General features: G+C 43.3%; 15 protein-coding genes. 8 read left to right on the forward strand and 7 right to left on the reverse strand.

The features are described 5' to 3' along the window. Positions 1-49: 49 nt before the first annotated feature. Genes C1X04_RS06445 through C1X04_RS06455 form a run of 3 tightly spaced genes read right to left on the reverse strand, consistent with a single transcriptional unit; the run spans position 50 to position 3127 of the window. Positions 50-1000 (reverse strand): AEC family transporter, encoded by a 951-nt coding sequence (locus C1X04_RS06445; protein WP_137169476.1) that lies wholly within the window; start codon positions 998-1000, stop codon positions 50-52. A gap of 21 nt (positions 1001-1021) precedes the next feature. Further along, positions 1022-1702, reverse strand: coding sequence for a response regulator (locus C1X04_RS06450; protein ID WP_110571704.1), 681 nt, complete (start codon positions 1700-1702; stop codon positions 1022-1024). A gap of 18 nt (positions 1703-1720) precedes the next feature. Continuing rightward, positions 1721-3127 carry an ATP-binding protein gene (locus C1X04_RS06455; protein WP_110571705.1) on the reverse strand — a complete coding sequence of 469 codons (1407 nt, stop codon included), beginning with the start codon at positions 3125-3127 and terminating at the stop codon, positions 1721-1723. 229 nt (positions 3128-3356) lie between these two features. On the opposite strand from C1X04_RS06455, the gene C1X04_RS06460 reads away from it, so the two are divergent. The 3 genes from C1X04_RS06460 to C1X04_RS06470 all read left to right on the forward strand — a co-directional run bounded on the left by C1X04_RS06460 (position 3357) and on the right by C1X04_RS06470 (position 5382). Then, positions 3357-4256, forward strand: a complete 900-nt coding sequence (locus C1X04_RS06460) for an acyltransferase (RefSeq protein WP_137169477.1) — start codon at positions 3357-3359, stop codon at positions 4254-4256. Positions 4257-4412: 156 nt separating this feature from the next. Next, on the forward strand, positions 4413-5129 hold the full coding sequence (locus C1X04_RS06465) for a YebC/PmpR family DNA-binding transcriptional regulator (protein ID WP_110571708.1): 717 nt from the start codon (positions 4413-4415) through the stop codon (positions 5127-5129). Positions 5130-5187: 58 nt separating this feature from the next. Then, a complete protein-coding gene (locus C1X04_RS06470) occupies positions 5188-5382 on the forward strand; it encodes a DUF1289 domain-containing protein (protein ID WP_110571709.1) in 195 nt (64 codons plus the stop codon). An 18-nt stretch (positions 5383-5400) separates the two neighbouring features. Here the strand turns inward: C1X04_RS06470 and C1X04_RS06475 are convergent, their stop codons facing one another. Next, positions 5401-6633, reverse strand: coding sequence for a glycosyltransferase family 4 protein (locus tag C1X04_RS06475; RefSeq protein WP_137169478.1), 1233 nt, complete (start codon positions 6631-6633; stop codon positions 5401-5403). Positions 6634-6799: 166 nt separating this feature from the next. Between C1X04_RS06475 and fabV the strand changes: the two genes are divergently transcribed. Together fabV and C1X04_RS06485 are read left to right on the forward strand one after the other, a co-directional pair. Continuing rightward, positions 6800-8002, forward strand: a complete 1203-nt coding sequence (gene fabV, locus C1X04_RS06480; RefSeq protein ID WP_110571711.1) for an enoyl-ACP reductase FabV — start codon at positions 6800-6802, stop codon at positions 8000-8002. Between the two features lie 103 nt (positions 8003-8105). Continuing rightward, the gene (locus C1X04_RS06485; protein WP_137169479.1) at positions 8106-8648 is read left to right on the forward strand and encodes a hypothetical protein; all 543 of its coding nucleotides are present in this window, start codon (positions 8106-8108) and stop codon (positions 8646-8648) included. 10 nt (positions 8649-8658) lie between these two features. Here C1X04_RS06485 and C1X04_RS06490 read toward each other — a convergent pair whose 3' ends face one another. From C1X04_RS06490 to ubiG, 3 genes are all read right to left on the reverse strand, one after another. Further along, positions 8659-11487: an insulinase family protein gene (locus C1X04_RS06490; RefSeq protein ID WP_137169480.1), complete on the reverse strand. Its 2829-nt coding sequence runs from the start codon at positions 11485-11487 to the stop codon at positions 8659-8661. Positions 11488-11676: 189 nt separating this feature from the next. Next, positions 11677-12420: a YciK family oxidoreductase gene (locus C1X04_RS06495; RefSeq protein WP_137169481.1), complete on the reverse strand. Its 744-nt coding sequence runs from the start codon at positions 12418-12420 to the stop codon at positions 11677-11679. 20 nt (positions 12421-12440) lie between these two features. Next, entirely contained in the window at positions 12441-13163 is a 723-nt protein-coding gene (gene ubiG, locus C1X04_RS06500; protein ID WP_110571714.1) for a bifunctional 2-polyprenyl-6-hydroxyphenol methylase/3-demethylubiquinol 3-O-methyltransferase UbiG, read from the reverse strand. A gap of 318 nt (positions 13164-13481) precedes the next feature. On the opposite strand from ubiG, the gene gyrA reads away from it, so the two are divergent. From gyrA to pheA, 3 genes are all read left to right on the forward strand, one after another. Beyond that, the gene (gene gyrA / locus C1X04_RS06505) at positions 13482-16154 is read left to right on the forward strand and encodes a DNA gyrase subunit A (protein ID WP_110571715.1); all 2673 of its coding nucleotides are present in this window, start codon (positions 13482-13484) and stop codon (positions 16152-16154) included. A gap of 74 nt (positions 16155-16228) precedes the next feature. After that, complete coding sequence (gene serC, locus C1X04_RS06510) at positions 16229-17308, forward strand: 3-phosphoserine/phosphohydroxythreonine transaminase (protein ID WP_110571716.1); 1080 nt, start codon at positions 16229-16231, stop codon at positions 17306-17308. Between the two features lie 41 nt (positions 17309-17349). Beyond that, positions 17350-18471, forward strand: a complete 1122-nt coding sequence (gene pheA, locus C1X04_RS06515) for a prephenate dehydratase (RefSeq protein ID WP_137169482.1) — start codon at positions 17350-17352, stop codon at positions 18469-18471. The last annotated feature ends 19 nt before the right edge of the window (positions 18472-18490 follow it).

Raw genomic sequence — 18490 nt, forward strand, 5'->3', positions numbered from 1 at the left:
CTAATAACTTACAGGCAACTGTGTTCGATGAAAGAAAGGCTTTCTTTAATTAGATAAGATTAAAACTGCGTAGCAAAGTAACGCCAATGCTTGTAGTAATCAAGGATGCAATCGTTGTTATCACAATAATATTGGCAGCAAGAGTGGCGTTGCCCTTCATGGCTCTGACCATAATATAACTTGCAGAAGCGGTTGGAGCAGAAGACATTAAGAATAATACACCGAGTTCCATACCGCGATAACCCAGTAAATATCCACTAAAAGTCAGTGTAAATGGAATGAACACAAGTTTACCGACTGATGCCAATATGGCGCCAAGCATGCCGTTTTTTAAGGACTTGAAACTCAATGACGCGCCCGCACAAAGCAAGGCCAATGGCAGTGTCATTTGCGCAAAATAACTGCCCGTCTTATAAAGTGTAGAAGGAAGTGTGAAGCCTGATAATGAGCAAGCAAAGGCTGCCACAATGGCGATAATTAAAGGGTTTTTCGCGATGCCTTTTATTATGCCTGTAAAGCTGGCGTTTTTACCCAAAGCTCGGCTTAATCCAATCACAGACAAAATATTAAATAATATGGTGACGCCACCTAAGTAAACGGCCGCGACTGAGAATACTTCATTGCCATAAGCGTTTACGCAATAGGCTAAACCGATAATCCCCATGTTGGAACGAAAAGCGCCTTGAACCAGCACTGCGCGCTCGGCTTTATCCGCTATCCAAAACGACATAAATAGCTCTAAAGCTATATAAGTGATAGTGACAGCAAGCATGGCAAATATCACCAGTGATAAGTCGGTATCTTGGCTGATATTTGATTTAGATATACTAATGAAGAGTAGGGCGGGAAGGGTGACGTTGAACACTAATTTAGAGGCAATATCAACGAAGTTGTCATTGATAAGGCGTATTCGGTGTAGCAATACGCCTAGCGCCAATATTAAGAATATTGGCAATGTAATGGAAAATGAAAAAACCAATACGTCTAAAAAATTGTCCAACGCCTATTCCTTAGCAGGATATTACTGGTCGTTGTTTTCGAAACGGTAACCAGCTCCATAAACGGAATGAATAACATTTAACTCTGGCGCTACGGCAGATATTTTCTTACGCAGTTTCTTGATATGGCTATCAATTGTACGGTCACTTACGACACGGCTGTCAGCGTAAATGCTCTTCATTATCAGATCTCGGCCAAAGACACGACCCGGTTCTTTGATTAGTAGTTGAAGCAACTGGAATTCAACAGTCGTTAGGTCAATCAGCTCACCTTTGTAAGTGGCACGTAGGCGATCTACGTCTAGGTCAAAACCGTCTGTTCTTGGTGATTCAGCTTGGTCTAGTTCAACTCGACGAAGGTTCGCTTTCACACGAGCAACGATTTCGCGAGGGCTGAATGGTTTGCATACGTAATCGTCAGCACCCATTTCTAAACCAATTAGGCGATCGATTTCTTCAGCTTTGGCTGTCACCATAATAATAGGCACGCCGCTAAATTGACGAACTTGTTTGCAAATCTCGACGCCATCTAACCCTGGTAGCATCAAGTCGAGCAAAATAATATCGACAGCATTGTTTTTAATGTAGTTTACGGCAACATCACCGCGGTCAAGGTGATGGTGCTCATAACCTGCTTGCTCTAGGTAAGCACCCATTAATTCTGCTAATTTTGGTTCGTCTTCAATAATTAGTACTTTGCTCATAATGTTATTCGTTCCATATTAATTTAAAGGGAATTCTATTTTTATTCCTAAACCACCATCAGGAGAGTGGTATGCACTGATAGTGCCTTGATGTCCATCTACAATATTAGAGCAAATGGCGAGACCTAGACCTCTGCCTCCTGTTGCTCTGTTTCGTGAGTTTTCAACGCGGAAAAACTGCTCGAAAATTTTCTCTTTATCCTCATCACTTACTCCAGGCGCTGAATCCTCGAATAAAATGATCGCTTTCTTGTTCGCCTTTTTTAGTTTTACCGTCAAGGTCCCTGGAGCGTTTGTGTATTTTAGTGAATTATTCATCAGGTTAGAAAACAACTGATGCAACCTATCAGCGTCACCATTCATAACAATAGGTTTTTTCTGTGAATATTCAAATATCAAATCCAGTCCAGCTTCATTGAAAGGTAACGTCATAGATTGAACGGTTTGTTCAATAATGTCGTTAATTGCAATGTCTTCCATGTTGTAGCTTAGGCTTCCAACATCATGCATTGATAATTGGTTTAAGTCATCAATCAGACGTGCAATGTGCAATGTTTCTTGCTGTAGTGATGCAAGACTGTCAGGTGTTACCTTAATAATGCCGTCCTGCATGGCTTCAATCTCGCCACGTAAAATAGCGACTGGTGTTCTTAGTTCATGGGCTGTGTCAGCTACCCAGCGCTTACGTGCTTCTCTTGTATGCTCTAATGTACAGGCTAAATTGTTAAAATCACAACTTAGGCTTGCCAGTTCATCAGAGCCATTTACAGCGATGCGTGTCTCAAATTTACCCGCCGCTAGTTTTTTAGTTGCTCTTTGCATGGAGGTTATTGGGCGGCTTAGCCATTGAGCTAAAGGCCAAGTTAATAGTGCGGCAATGATGAGCATGAAAGCGGAAATTAGCAAAAATGCCTCACCTTGCTGTCTCACAAAGCGTACTGTTTGATCCTGAACTAATTCACGAATAGATCGAAGGCCCACATAGCCGACGACTTTCTTGTTTACTTTTACCGCATGCGTTTCTGCGTCCGCAAATTTAACTTCGCCGATAATGGGGGTCTTCTGGCTATCGAACAGTAAAAAACGCTGGCGGTAGTATTGTGATGGGTAAATTAAATCTAGATTGGGTGTGCTTGGGGGCGGCACAAGATCGCGAAGATTTTCAAGTTTTGCTTGCTGCCACTCACTTTCCATGCGGCTTTCTTGTACCAGGAAGTACCAATCATCGTAATAGATATATAGGTTGGCTGTTCTGTTGGCCATTTGTTCAAGGAAATCGCGATCACGTTCTGTCGCATAGGAGACGAAGCCTTTATCAAAGCTCCATTGAAAGACTTGCCACATAGACACTATTAGCAATACGTTACTTAATACAAAAACGGCAAATAGTTTATGGCGAATTTTTAACCCTTTAGTCATGGTCATAGCTGGGTTTGAAATCCTATAGTGTGCACTACTAAAAATAGTGAAGCAGTTTGCTCTGTTATCATTGCTTTGCTGTGTAATCGCTTCATCTAAGGTGTTGGTTGATAAGTTATTCTAACGGTCTATTTACTATACTGTTTTATTAGGAAAGCTGGCTACTTGATTGGAGTGTAAATAATGAGGATTTCCTTTAAAATAGTGCACTATTTTTCGTTTTTTGAGCTAGTTCATGATTAATTTCTTTGTTTTAAGAGGCGTGCTTTCATTTGTTTTGATTGTACTAAACACTCTGTTTTGCTTTGTGCCAGTAATAATATTGGCTGTTTTAAAAGGGGGGCTTCCTTTTCCGAGAGTGCGTGCTGTGCTGAATGTCATTCTAGACCGAATTGCTACTTTCTGGATCGGAGTGAATAACATTAATCAGCGTTACTTTGGGCGCTCCGCAATTGATGTTACTGGTGTGAATGCGTTTGAGAAAAACGAATGGTACATGATCACCGCGAACCACCAATCTTGGGTGGATATTCTTATTCTCCAGCGCCTGTTTAATAGACGCATTCCTTTCATCAAGTTCTTTTTAAAGCGCGAGCTTATTTGGGTGCCTTTTATCGGCTTGGCGTGGTGGGCATTAGAGTTTCCCTTTATGAAACGTTACAGTCCTGAGCTGCTCAAGAAGCGACCTGAACTGAAAGGAAAAGACATTGAGGTGACGAAAAAAGCCTGTGAAAAGTTTCAGTATTTTCCCGTTTCGATTATGAATTTTCTCGAAGGCACGCGTTTTACAGAAGAAAAACACCGACAACAGTCTAACCAGTACAAGCACCTTCTTACACCGAAAGCGGGAGGTTTGTCCTTTGCGCTGAATGCCATGAATGGCAAGTTACATCAGTTAATTGATGTAACCATTGTTTATCCCGAAGGTATCCCAAGTTTTTTTGACTACCTTTGTGGGAATGTCCCCAAGATAAAAGTACATATTAGAATGATGCCGATTGAACCTGCATTGCTTGGTGACTACCAAAATGATGCAGAATATCGGGCGTATTTTCAGCAATGGGTGAATGACCTTTGGCTGCAAAAAGATCAGCAGTTTGATGTCATGATGAGCGGGCAAGGCTTTAATCATTAAAGAGCACATGAATTAACAGTATTTGCTCTGATGCTTGTGGTCTTTTGCGGCACTAAGGCTGGCTTTTTATTGTATTTATGTTTGGCTAGCAGTTCCTTCTTTTTGGGCTACACGTTAGAATCTTACTTTTAAGACTGTATAGAATAGGAATATGTAATGGGCAGAGCCTTTCAAAACCGCAAAGAGTCCATGGCAAAAACGTCTGACCAAAAAGCCAAGGTTTACAGTAAGTACGGCCGTGAGATTTATGTTTGCGCAAAATCCGGTGGTATTGATCCTAATGGTAATTTGGCACTACGTTCTCTGATTGATCGAGCTAAAAAAGATCAGGTGCCAACTCACGTTATCGATAAAGCAATTGATAAAGCGAAAGGCGGTGGTGGAGAAGATTTTGATACTGCTCGCTACGAAGGTTTTGGTCCTGGTAATACAATGGTTATCGTCGATTGTTTGTCTGATAACCCAAACCGTACTTTTGGTGATGTGCGCACTTGCTTTAACAAAGTAAAATGCAAAATTGGTAGCCAAGGTAGCGTGAGTCACATGTTTGACCACAGCGCTATTTTTGTTTTCGCCGGTACGGATGAAGAAGCGGTATTAGAAGCACTAATGATGGCGGATGTTGACGTAACCGACATTGAGTTGGAAGACGGTAAGGTGACAGTATTTGCACCGCATACTGATTACAGCAAAGCTAAAACGGCCATTACGGATGCGTTTGGTGATATTGAATTCGAAGTAGATGAAATTCAGTTTGTTGCTCAAAATACGATTGAAATTCAAGGTGAAGAAGTGGAGCAGTTTGATCGCTTTTTGGATCTTTTGAATGATCTTGATGATGTGCAGCGTGTGTATCATAACGCTGAATATTAGAATCAGAGGCCTTGGTGATCTTTTTCACTAAGGCCTTTTTTATGTATGTTGATTAAGAATGACTAAGCCAAAACCTCAGTTAAAATCCCCTTGTGTAAATATCTGTCTTTTGAATGACGAAGATGTTTGTGTTGGCTGTTACCGTACTGGCAAGGAAATTAGTCAGTGGGGCAGTATGAACAAAGCCTCTCAGCAGGCTGTAATGAAAAAAGTGCGTGAGCGAGAGGCTAAAAGTCGTTTTGTTTCTGCTTAGTGTGTTTTTTCGTTAGCGCTATTTCTCTTCATTTTTGTTTTTAAGTTCTATCCATTGGGACATGTATTGCGTGCTTTTAAGGCTGTGATGCCGCAGCATTAATCCTAGAAAGTGTTTGTTTCTTAGGCTTTCTTTTAGCTGAAGCTGTAATTTTAATCGATTGATCAGTTTGGGCTCCCACTCTTCTGCTTGATAGCGAGCTTGCAATATTGTGTTGCCATTTTGTTGCATTAATAGCCAGCTTTCTTTGTCCTCATAGAGCGAAACAGCGGCGTCGACAAAGGTGTCTATGTTGTCGGTTATCACGCCATTCCAAGGTAATACGCCATGCATAGATTCCGCGCCAATGCTGGTGGTGATGCTCGGTGTGCCGACTTGCATGGCTTCCACTAATTTGCCTTTAATTCCCGCGCCAAAGCGTAATGGTGCTAAGCAAAGTCGCGCTTGTTGCATCACAGCTTGAGCATCTTCAGCCCAGCCTTTCACTAAAAAGCCTTCTTTTGCATTATGCAGTTGTGTGGCTTTTGGTGGTGGGTATGCACCGTAAATATGCATCTCTGCTTTCGGTAAGCGCTTGCGAATTTTTGGCCATATTTCTGTTTTCAATTGCAGTACAGCATCCCAATTTGGAGCATGTCGAAAGTTGCCGATGCTAATAAAATGTTCGCGATCTTCGAAACTGCGTAATGTGTCTGTCTGTTGTGGTTCAGGCAGCATAAATGGTAGGTGGAAAACGTGTGTTTCTGGTGCGTGAAATTGATCGACTAGCAGCTTTGCTTCCACTTCAGAAATCATCAAGGTTAGATCGCAGCGATGAATGGCAGCGATTTCACGGATGCCGTGGTCGTTGTAAAGGTCTTCAATGACAAACTCTCTGTTTTGCTTAAGGGCATTGTGTCTGGCTTGCCTTAGTGAGTGAAGGTCTTCTGTATTGAGGACTCGTAACGAATCGGGACTGAATTTTTCTACGCGCCAGCCAAACTGCTCCTCCATCATGAAGCGATCAAATACCACAATGTCTGGTTTCTTTTCTGCAATATAGTGATCAAATGAATCGCTGTTCAGTTCTATATGTTCGGCTTCAATGCCTAGCTGGGATAGGTCTGCCATGTGTTCTGTTTGCTGGGCTGGGCTTGCAAAAGAAATCTGCCATTGTTCTTTATGGAAGCTGTTTAGTAGTTGCATCATTCTACTGCCAGCAGCGGAAGAGTTTGGTTCTGGCCAGACGTAGCCAATGACAAGTAGGTGCACTGTGCGCTCTCTCAAGGTTTTGATGATTTTTTGGTTCTGAATTTTTAGCAGAATCAGGACATATTGGTTCGGCTATTGTATCATGGCGAGTAGATTTGTGTTGCCTGCCTTATTTGAAGTAATTGTCAGGCAAGACGTAAGCAAAACATGACGTTGAGACAATATTATGATCATAAAACCAAAGATTCGCGGATTCATTTGTACAACAACACATCCAGTAGGTTGTGAGCAAAACGTAAGAGATCAAATCGCTTTTACTAAAAGCAAAGGGGCGATTGAAAATGGCCCTAAAAAAGTACTTGTAATCGGTGCGTCAAGTGGTTATGGCTTGTCTTCTCGTATCGCTGCAGCGTTCGGTTCTGGTGCTGCAACAATTGGTGTTTTCTTTGAAAAACCAGGTACAGAAAAGAAAACGGGTACAGCTGGTTGGTACAATTCTGCTGCATTCGATAAAGTGGCCAAAGAAGAAGGTTTGTACGCGAAAAGTATTAATGGCGATGCTTTCTCAAATGAAGCGCGCGAAACTGTGATTGATTTGATTAAGCAAGATCTTGGTCAAGTGGATATGGTGGTTTACTCACTGGCTTCTCCTGTTCGTAAAATGCCAGAAACTGGTGAGGTTGTGCGTTCTGTTCTTAAGCCTATTGGTCAGCCATACCGTTCTACTGCGATTGATACCAATAAAGATGTCATTATTGAAGCTGAAATTGAGCCTGCGACTGAAGAAGAAGTTGCAGCGACGACGACGGTAATGGGTGGTCAAGACTGGGAGCTTTGGATGTCTGCTTTACAAGAAGCGGGTGTTTTGGCTGAGGGTGCTCGCACGGTCGCTTATTCATACATTGGTTCTGATATCACGTGGCCGATTTATTGGCATGGTGCGTTAGGTAAAGCGAAAGAAGATTTGGATCGTGCTTCTGCAGCTATTGATGCTCAGTTAGCGAAAATCGGCGGTGGTGCTAATGTTGCCGTATTGAAGTCGGTTGTTACTCAGGCGTCTTCTGCTATTCCAGTGATGCCTTTGTATTTGGCAATGGTCTTCAAGGTGATGCGTGAAAAAGGTATCCATGAAGGTTGTATGGATCAGATTTACCGTATGTTCTCTGAGCGTCTATACAACAATCATAACCCTGCAGAATTGACAGACGAGAAAAACCGTCTTCGCTTGGATGATTGGGAATTGCGCGAAGACGTACAGCAAGCTTGTCGTGATCTTTGGCCTCAAATTAACGATGCCAACCTCTTTTCAGAGACGGACTATCAACTTTACAAAGATGAATTTTTGAAGTTGTTTGGTTTTGGTGTCGAAGGTGTTGATTATGACGCAGAAGCCAATCCTGAAGTGGATTTTGAAGTCATTACTCTTTAATCGTTACTAAAAGAGACAAAAAAGGAGTTCAAGTATTGCTTGGACTCCTTTTTTTATGTGTTTTTATCTCTTATAGTGAATGGAGTCTTACTTTGGGGTGGTTATGAAATATTCAATTGGGTTGCTTTGTGCAGTATCGTTATGTGTGCATGCTCAGACTGTTGAGCGTCAGCCTGTTGAGATTATCTATGGTAATCAGATTATTCGTTCCGAGCATCAGGTTGTGTTGAGTTCTCAGGAACAGGTGGCAGTTATTCCAGCGGAAAAGGCAAAAATGACCCTAGGACCCAATGTTGTTATTACAGCGGATGGTAAGGGTATGTCTTATTTGGAAGAAAATGCCATTGCTGAGCGTGAGCAGGCGATTTACGATGAAGTGAATAAGCGTACTGAAGAGGCGCCTTTTACTGTGCTGTTTACAGGCAATATTCCCGAAGATATTCAAAATAAGCGTTTAAGAATGATGCCGGAAATTGGTATTTTTGGTGATCAAATTAACGCGGATGATCGCTCGTCAGATAAAGTTGTACCAGATGTTGGGGACTTCTCTCCTGTAGGGGAATCCGCTGCGCCAGCTTCGGCGCGTGGGGCAAAAGGGGCTCCTGCCACGGACGCTGAAAAACTGGAGCGATTAATTGGCGGTTAACTCCTAAGTCTCACAGCTTGGGTGACATAGGGGAGGCCTCCTGCCAAGATTCTTGGTCTGTTAATTCCTGCGGAAACGCTTTGTTATGAATGATGATTTTTGCTGTTTCAGTTGATTCAAATTTCTGTTTGATAAAGGCAAGAAAATCTTTTACTTCTATCTTTTCTACGTTTTCTATCCATTCTTCTTTCGTCTGAAAATCGGGTGCTGGTTTGGCAATTTGATGCCATTCATTAAGGGCGTTATCACTTAGGTTTTTTGCTGTCATTTTTAGTTCGCTTAACAGCGCATTTTTTGCTTTATAAAACTCATCAGCAGATAGATTGGGTAATCTTTCTCTTTGCTCTTCTATGAAGTCTTCCATGGCGTTTACTAAGGTTAGCGTATCCTTATTGGGGGATTGTACCAGCAGCCCTAGCATTGGGGTTTTGCGAATGCTGAGGTCTTGCGCGCCAACAATGTAGCCAAGCTGCTTTTTGGTCCTTAGTTCTTGATAAAAAGGGCTGCTAATGAGCTTTTTCAAGATGGCAAAGTACGCTTTTTCGGTAATCGCCTTTTGTGTGTTCTGTCCGCTGGTGTCTATTAATGTGTAAAGCACAACGCAGTCGTTGCTTGTGGAGTTGAACTTGTAATGATGCTTCTGTTGTGCGGTGAGTTCTTTGGTTTCAATTTCTAGCGGTTCTCTATGTGTGAGTCTGTCTTCTACGCGTTGGTAAATGGATTGAGCAAGTTGTGTTGATTGTTGCTCTGTGACATTTCCTGTGCTGTAGGCGACGATATCAAAATGACTGCGCGCCCTTTTTGTGAAAGCTTGGAGATCTTCTAATGTGAGTGATTCTAGTGCACTTTCTAGTTGTTCTATGGTCTGGCTATTTTTTGTGATGAGCGTGTGTAGCGCGCTGTTGGCATTGCTGTAAGCCTGACGACTTTTTTGATTGCTTAGATCTGTTTTGAGTTGAGTTTTAGCAAGATTGAATGTTTCTTGGTTAGGGCGAAATAAGAAAATCTGATCTATGAGCCAAGTTGTGTAAACGTTCTGTTTATCTGAGTAGCCGCTTGTTCTAAGTGTGACACCGTTTGTGTGTGGGTAGAATGAGTAGCCTAATCCTGCGATATACGGAGCATAAGTCGACTCGCTTACGCTGTCGTTAAAAAGTCGTGTCCATAGTCTATTGAGCAGTGTGTGTTTGGCGGTATCGGCGGCATTATCGAAGCGAAAGGCGATAAAGTTCATCGCCGTGGGTTTTTTAAAGCTGGGATCGGATTTGCTCCAAAAAGTCATGCCTTCTTTCTGGAATATAATCTTGGGGCTTGAGTCTTTTTCATCGACGAGTTTTAGTGACTCTGGGATGAAGTTGTTTTTTTCAGGCAACCCGACTTGCGTGGTTTTGACTGAAAAATTAATGGTGTCTGAAAGTGACTGGCTAATTAGGTTGTTACTGTATTCGCTGTTATACCAAGGTTCGGTTTTCCATGTGGGGGCTTTACTTGTCCAGTCCTGCGGGAACGTTTTGTTGGTCACTACTTGTATTAGTAGGTTTTCTGGTGACAGTTGTTGTAGCAGGTGTTGGACTTCGCTCTGGTTTGCTGCATGTTCTAGTCGAAAGCTGCTTAGAATGTCCTCACTTGGTGTATCTAACATTCTTGCTGAGAGTGTTCGAGCAAGGTTTAAAGGGGCGACATAGCTTTGGTTGTTGAACATGAGCTGGCTTAATGTCAGTCCTTCTTGCAAGTAGAGTGGATTGACAGGTGAAGATTTCAAAAGACTGATCGTGGCAAAGAGTCGCTGTGCGACAGTATTGATTTGAGATAGTCCCTCGTCGGTTAAGCGTATTTTTATGGAGAATAGGGCGTTGTCCCCATAATCCGGAGAAACTCCGGTTGATATGCTGTTAATTAACCCATCTGATTTTAATGAGGCATAAAGAGAGCCTTTGTTTTCATTGCCCAAAATATAGGATAGATAGCGTGTTGGCTGAGTTTTGTAATTTTGTTTTTGGGCGTCTATTTGGTAGAAAATATTAAGCGTGTTGCTGTTGATTAAAGAACGAACAAATTGCAGTTGTGGTTTATCGGTCGTAATGAGTTCTGGGTAGCTTTTGGATGTCGTTATGGCTTTGCTCGGAATAGATGAGAAGTATTGATGAGCAAGCTCTGCTAGCTGATTTGGCGGAAGGTTTGCGACAAGAACTAGGCCCATATTTTCGCTAGAGTAGTGTTCTTTGTATAGGTTAAGCAGCTGCTCTCTTAGTGGTTTATTAGGGAGATCTTTGAGGGTGTCTAGGCTGCCTACTGAAAATTGGCTGTAGGGATGGTCAGGGTTGATCAAGGTTTTTAAGGCTTGGGTATTGCGTCGGCTTTCGTCAGTTAGCTTTGCTTTATATTCTGCATTGACGGCATTTTTTTCTCTTTGAGTGAGTGATTCGCTAAACAGGGGAGAGATAAAAAACTGTGAAAAGCGATCTAGGGCGCCTTCATAAGCTGATGGGGAAATATCAAAGTAAAAGTTGGTTTTATCTGTGCTTGTGTAGGCGTTATGTGTTCCGCCATGAGTGTTGATGTAGGTTTGGTAGTTTCCGGCTTCAGGGTACTTTTCAGTGCCAAGAAACAGCATGTGTTCAAGAAAGTGAGTCAGCCCCTGTTGCCCAGTTGGGTCTTGAAAACTACCAACTTTGACTGATAGGGAGGCAGAGTATCTTTCCGCTTTTGGATCACTGATAAGCAGTACTTTTAGGTGGTTAGGGAGAGTGATCAAGTTGTAGCTGTTTTCGTCGCTTGTGCTCTTATTTGGAATCGGTGTAAAGGTGTCTTGAGTGGCGTGCGTAATATTTTGCGTCATTAGTTTTGGGCTTACCGAAGTGTGATTTTTTGTTAGGTGTGCGTCATCCGCGCGAGCTGATAGCGAGGTCTGCGTGATGAATAAAATGAAAAGTACGTAGAGCGCTGTTTTGAATTTGTTCATGACTTCAGACTAACTGAAGCATGGGGAAAGATGCAATGGCTGTCGCGCATTGCATCTATCGGTGGGTTATTGGGCGTCTAAAGATTGCCCATTAACGTTTAGGCTGTCATCGCCCATAAGGTAAAGGTATACCGGCATGATGTCTTCTGTTGTTGCCAGTGTTTCTGGGTTTTCTTCAGGGTAGGCGTTGGCGCGCATGCTGGTTCTTGTTGCTCCAGGGTTGATCGCGTTCGCTCGAATGTTCGGGGAAAGATCGACCAGTTCGTTGGAAAACAATTGCATCATGGCTTCGGTGGCAAATTTTGAAATGGCATACGCTCCCCAGTTAGCTTTTGCCTTTCTGCCAACGCCAGACGATGTAAACACAATAGAAGCATGTTTTGCTTTCTGCATAAGAGCGAGTAGGGCTTGGTTTAGCAATAATTGGCTGGTCACATTGACGCGCATAACTTGCTCGAACAAGGTGATGTCGTAGGTTGCTATCGGCGTTCGTTCACCTAAAAGGCTGGCATTGTGTAGAATGCCATCTAAATGACCAAATTCACTTTCAATGGTGTTGGCAAGTTCTACATAGTCGTGCTCAGCCGCGCCATCAAGATTTAGTGGTACGATCGCGGCCTGAGGATAGCCCATTTGTTCGATATGGTCGTATACGGCTTCCAGTTTTTTGGTGGTGCGTCCTAATAGGATGACTGTTGCGCCATGTTTTGCATAAGTGATCGCGGCGGTTTTGCCTATACCGTCACCTGCACCAGTAACAAGGATTACCTTGTCTTTAAGTAGTTGGCTTGGGGCTTGATAATCAAACATATCTCCTCCTTATGCCTTGGTTAGGCGTTAATTTTCTGAGTGTGCATCATGTAATTAACGGATACATCTTTGTCGTTGAGTTTGTACACTTTGGTGATGGGGTTATAGGTCAACCCTGTCATGTGTGAAACTTCTAAACCAGCGGCCCTTGCGTAGTTATTGAGCTCAGCCGGTTGGATGAATTTTGCGTAGTCGTGGGTGCCTTTAGGAAGCATTTTTAGAATGTATTCAGCCCCTATAATGGCAAATAGATAAGCTTTGGGGTTTCTGTTGATGGTGGAGAAAAATACATGTCCACCTGGCTTCACTAGCGTCATGCAGGCTTTGATAACCGATGATGGGTCTGGAACATGCTCAAGCATTTCAAGGCAAGTGACGATGTCGTACTGGCCAGATTCTCGTTGGGCAATTTCCTCTGCGGTGATTTTTTCATAATCGATATCGAGCTTTGACTCTTCGTTGTGCAGTTTTGCTACAGCAAGTGGGGCTTCTCCCATATCTATGCCTTTGACGCTTGCGCCGAGTTTTGCCATGGCTTCTGACAATATGCCTCCACCACAACCGACATCGATGACTTTTTTGCCTTTCAGGCCGTCAGCTCGCTCATTTATATAGTTGGTGCGTAGTGGGTTTATGTCGTGCAGAGGTTTAAATTCATTCTCAGTGTCCCACCAGCGGCTTGCTAGTGCTTCAAATTTTGCAACTTCATTTAGGTCTACGTTGTTTTGTTGAGTGTCGGTCATCTGTTCTGCATCCATCTTAAATGTTGCTAAAGGCGATAAGCTCGATGTATTGAGCTGCGTAATGTGCTTTATGTCGTCTGTTTTAGGCTTGAGCTAAAGTGTGCTTTTTCTAGTATAGCGCCAACTAAAGGGGTGACCAATAGTAAACTTACTTTGAGCAGGGAGACTGTTTGGGGTGCTGTTTCTATAATTGCAATATAGAACAACAAAACATGCTCCTTGAAGGGGTGTTATTTATTTCCTTATGTTACAATGCAGCGCTTATAAAAAGATATTAGGGAGTCTTTTGACTCCAAGGCATAAGGATCGATTGTATCTATGGGTGAATTAGCCAAAGAAATTACTCCCGTCAGTATCGAAAATGAACTTAAGGGATCTTACCTAGACTACGCAATGAGCGTTATTGTGGGCCGAGCATTACCTGATGTACGAGACGGATTAAAGCCTGTTCACCGTCGCGTTCTATTTGCGATGAATGAACTTAAAAATGATTGGAATAAACCGTACAAAAAATCGGCGCGTATCGTTGGTGATGTAATCGGTAAGTATCACCCACATGGTGATTCTGCTGTATACGATACGATTGTTCGTATGGCGCAGCCTTTCTCAATGCGTTACACCTTGGTTGATGGTCAAGGTAACTTTGGTTCTGTCGATGGTGACAGTGCTGCAGCGATGCGTTATACCGAAATTCGTATGGCGAAAATTTCTCATCATCTGTTGATGGATCTTGAGAAAGAAACGGTTGATTTCGTGCCTAACTACGATGGCACCGAATTTATGCCTGAAGTATTGCCTGCACGCGTTCCAGGGCTGTTGGTAAACGGTTCTGCGGGTATCGCGGTTGGTATGGCAACTAATATCCCTCCTCATAATCTCGGTGAGATTATTGATGGCTGTCTTGCTGTTATTGATAACGCAGACATCACCATTGATGAGCTGATCGATCATATACCTGGGCCTGATTTCCCTACAGGGGCGTTTATCAATGGTCGCGCGGGTATTATTGAAGCCTACAAAACAGGTCGTGGCCGTATTTATATGCGTGCTCGCCATCACTTTGAAGACATGGAAAAAGGCAATCGCCAATCCATCGTTTTCACTGAAATTCCTTACCAGCTAAACAAGGCGAAAGTGATTGAAAAAATCGCTGAGCTAGTCAAAGAGAAAAAGCTGGAAGGCATCAGTGAGCTACGTGATGAATCTGATAAAGACGGTATGCGTATCGTTATTGAATTGCGCCGTGGTGAAAACCCTGAAGTTGTTGTAAATAACATCTTCACGCAAACACAGCTTCAATCTGTATTCGGTATGAATATGGTGGCCTTGGTTGATGGCCGCCCTCAATTGCTAAACCTTAAGCAAATTCTTGAGTGTTTCGTTAAGCACCGCCGTGAAGTGGTTACTCGTCGTACTATTTTCGAGCTTCGCAAAGCGCGTGAACGTGGTCACATTCTTGAAGGTTTGGCGGTGTCGCTTGCTAACATCGACCGTGTGATTGAGTTGATTCGTACTTCTCCGACCTCTGCTGAGGCGAAAGAAAAATTGGTTGGCGAGTCTTGGCAGCCAGGTGATGTTATGGCCATGCTTGAACGTGCAGGCGCTGATGCATGTAGACCAGATGACCTTGAAGCTTGTTACGGTTTTGTTGATGGTGCTTATCATTTGTCACCAGATCAAGCGCAGGCGATTTTGGACTTACGTCTACATCGTCTAACGGGCTTAGAGCACGACAAGCTAATGGGCGAGTATAAGTCTCTTATTGAGCTTATCGCTGAATTGCTGAATATTTTGTCTGACCCTGATCGCTTGATGGAAGTGATTCGTGAAGAGTTGGAAGAAGTTCGAGATACATTTGGTGACGCTCGTCGCACTGAGATCTTAACCTCTCGTCAGGATTTGACTATTGCCGATTTGATTGATGAAGCCCCAATGGTGGTGACAATTTCGAATACTGGTTATGCGAAATCTCAGCCATTGGTTGAGTATCAAGCTCAGCGTCGCGGTGGTCGTGGAAAATCTTCTGCAAGCATGAAAGATGAAGATCATATCGAGCACTTATTAGTTACTAGTAGCCATGACACTATCATGCTGTTCAGTAATCTAGGTAAAGTTTATTGGTTGCGTGTGTTCGAGATTCCTGTGGCTAGCCGTAGTGCGAAAGGTCGTCCTATCGTTAACCTACTGCCGCTAAAAGAGGGAGAGTTTATTTCTGCTCTATTGCCTTTACCAGTGGCTGAGGCTGACTCTGATGAAGAAGTTTCTGAAGAGGAAATTGTTGAAGCAAGCAGCTACATCTTCATGGCAACGGCAAACGGTACGGTTAAGAAGACGGCGATGCAGCATTTTGCGCGTCCTCGCTCTACAGGTTTGATTGCGCTTAGCCTAGATGAAACAGATGAGTTGGTTGGTGTGTCTGTTACCAATGGTGAAAACGACATTATGTTGGTTTCCTCTTCTGGTAAAACAATACGCTTTAAAGAGTCTGATGTTCGTGCAATGGGTCGAACTGCGGCAGGTGTTCGTGGTATTCGCTTGAATGAAGACGCTAAGGTTGTGTCATTGATCGTTCCTCAAGAAGGTTCTGCTGTCTTGATGGCGTGTGAGAATGGTTACGGCAAGCGTACTCTAGTGGAAGACTTCCCAGTCTATGGACGTGGTGGTCAAGGTGTTATTGGTATTCAAGTGTCTGAGCGTAACGGCCCTGTGGTTGGTGCTGCTCAGGTTGATGAAACCGATGAGATTATTTTGATTACCGATCAGGGTACTTTGGTTCGTACTCGGGTGACCGAGGTGTCTTGTCAAGGTCGTAATACTCAAGGTGTTACCTTGATTCGATTGACCAATGATGAGCATTTGGTTGGTATTGAACGTGTCGTTGAAGATGACGAAGCAGACATTGTGGTTGATGAAGCAGGTGATGTTGTAGTCGATCAGGCACCAAGCGATGGTGACGAGTCTCCGGACATTCCAGATACTGATACGGAATAGAAAATAAGCGACGCACCTAGGTGCGTCGCTTTTGTTGTAGATAAGTCCTGAAAATACTAGAGGTAATAGGCGGGATGAGCCGAGTATATAATTTTTGTTCTGGTCCAGCAGCGCTTCCTGAAGCGGTATTGAAAAAAGCACAGGCTGAAATGCTTGATTGGCATGGTGCTGGTGTTTCTGTTATGGAAATGAGTCACAGAAGTACTGAGTTTATGTCGATCTTGGCGTCTGCCAAAGCTCGTTTATCTCGACTGCTTGATATTAGTGATGATTATGAAGTGTTATTTGTTCAAGGTGGTGCATCCACTTTGTTTGCTCAGATTCCTGCAAATTTAGTAAATGGTTTTGAGTCTGCCTGCTATCTAGATACTGGTGCTTGGTCTTCGAAGGCCATTAAAGAAGCGAAAAGATATACCAAGGTTAACGTGGTTGGTTCTTCAAAAGAGCAAAATTACACCACGGTTCCTGACTTTTCTAGTTTGAAACTAGATGAAAGTGCGGCCTACTTGCATTTGTGTGCAAACGAAACGATTGGTGGTCTAGAGTTCGCAGATTTGCCAGAAACAAGCTTGCCTATCGTTGCAGATTTGTCTTCAACTATATTGTCTCGCAAAATTGATGTGAGTAAATATGGTCTTATTTATGCTGGTGCCCAAAAGAACGTTGGTCCAGCAGGTGTGGTGATTTGTATTATTCGTAAGGATTTGTTGGCTCGTTGTGGCGATAATGTGCCTTCTATTTGGAATTTTGAAAATTTAGCTGCCAATGATTCTATGATCAATACGCCACCGACTTTTGCTATTTATTTAGCGGATTTGGTGTTTGAGTGGTTGGAAGAGCAAGGTGGTGTCGAAGCGATTGAGGCGATCAATATTCGTAAAGCTCAAGCCTTATATGACTTTATTGATTCTAGCGATTTTTATTCAAACCCTGTTGATCCTGCCTACCGTTCTCGTATGAATGTGCCGTTTATTTTGGCGGATGAGTCCCTTGAATCTCTTTTCTTGAAAGAGTCGGAAGCGGCTGGCTTACGTACTTTAGCAGGGCATCGCTCTGTTGGCGGTATGCGTGCCAGTATTTATAACGCTATGCCAATGGAAGGGGTTCAGGCATTAATTGATTTCATGCGCGCCTTTGAAGAGCGTCATCGATAACCCCTTTTTAGAGATAATAACGTCTACGGATAATAAATAGCATGTCGAATTCTAAACAAGCAGTACCCGATACGCTGCCGCTATTGCGCGATCGTATTGATTCTATTGACTCGCAAATACAGATGTTGATCAATGAGCGCGCACGCTGTGCTCAGAAAGTAGCGGAAGTAAAACTGGCTGAGCAAGGTGATGAGTCTGTTGTGTTTTACCGTCCTGAACGTGAGGCGCAAGTTTTACGCAGAGTGATGGAGCGCAATGAAGGGCCTTTGGGTAATGAGGAAATGGCGAAGATATTTCGTCAGGTTATGTCTTCATGTCTTGCACTTGAGAAGCCAATGCGAATTGCTTTCTTAGGGCCTGAAGGTACTTTTACTCAGCAGGCAGCGCTAAAGCATTTTGGCAAATCAATTATTAGTGCGCCTATGGCGGCTATTGATGAGGTGTTTCGTGAGGTTGAATCTGGGGCGGCTAATTATGGTGTTGTGCCAGTTGAGAATTCGACAGAAGGTGTTGTTAATCATACCTTAGACAGTTTTCGTGACTCACGTCTTAAGATATGTGGCGAAGTGGAAGAGCGAATTCACCACCACTTGTTAGTAAGCCCAAATGTAAGTGCGGATGATGTCACGCATATTTACTCTCATCAGCAATCTTTGGCGCAATGTCGTGCCTGGCTGGATCGCTATTGGCCGCATGTAGAGCGTGTTGCTGTAAGTTCAAATGCGGAAGCGGCGCGTTTGGCGGCGGAGGCTGGCCGTAGTGGTCGAGCCATTGCTGCAATAGCGGGTGAAGTGGCTTGCGAACTTTATGGTCTGCTGAAAGTGTCTGCCAATATTGAGGATCGTCCGGATAATACGACGCGATTTTTGATTGTGGGGAATGAAGATGTGCCACCAAGTGGAAAGGATAAGACATCATTATTGATCAGTGCGAAAAACGAGCCCGGTGCTTTGTATCGATTGCTTGAGGCTTTTGAGCGACATGGGGTTGATATGACTCGCTTGGAGACACGCCCATCACTTATGAGCCGTTGGGGATATATTTTCTATATAGACTTCGTTGGACATCATTTGGATGAAGGCTGTAGCGCAGTCATTGAAGAGTTGCGTGAACGTGCGTCAGAAGTGAAAGTGTTGGGGTCATACCCAGTTGCTGTGCTTTAGCAAATTGATTAAGAGTGTT

This window comes from Marinomonas sp. FW-1 (assembly GCF_005222245.1).
Classification (GTDB): Bacteria; Pseudomonadota; Gammaproteobacteria; order Pseudomonadales; family Marinomonadaceae; genus Marinomonas; species Marinomonas alcarazii.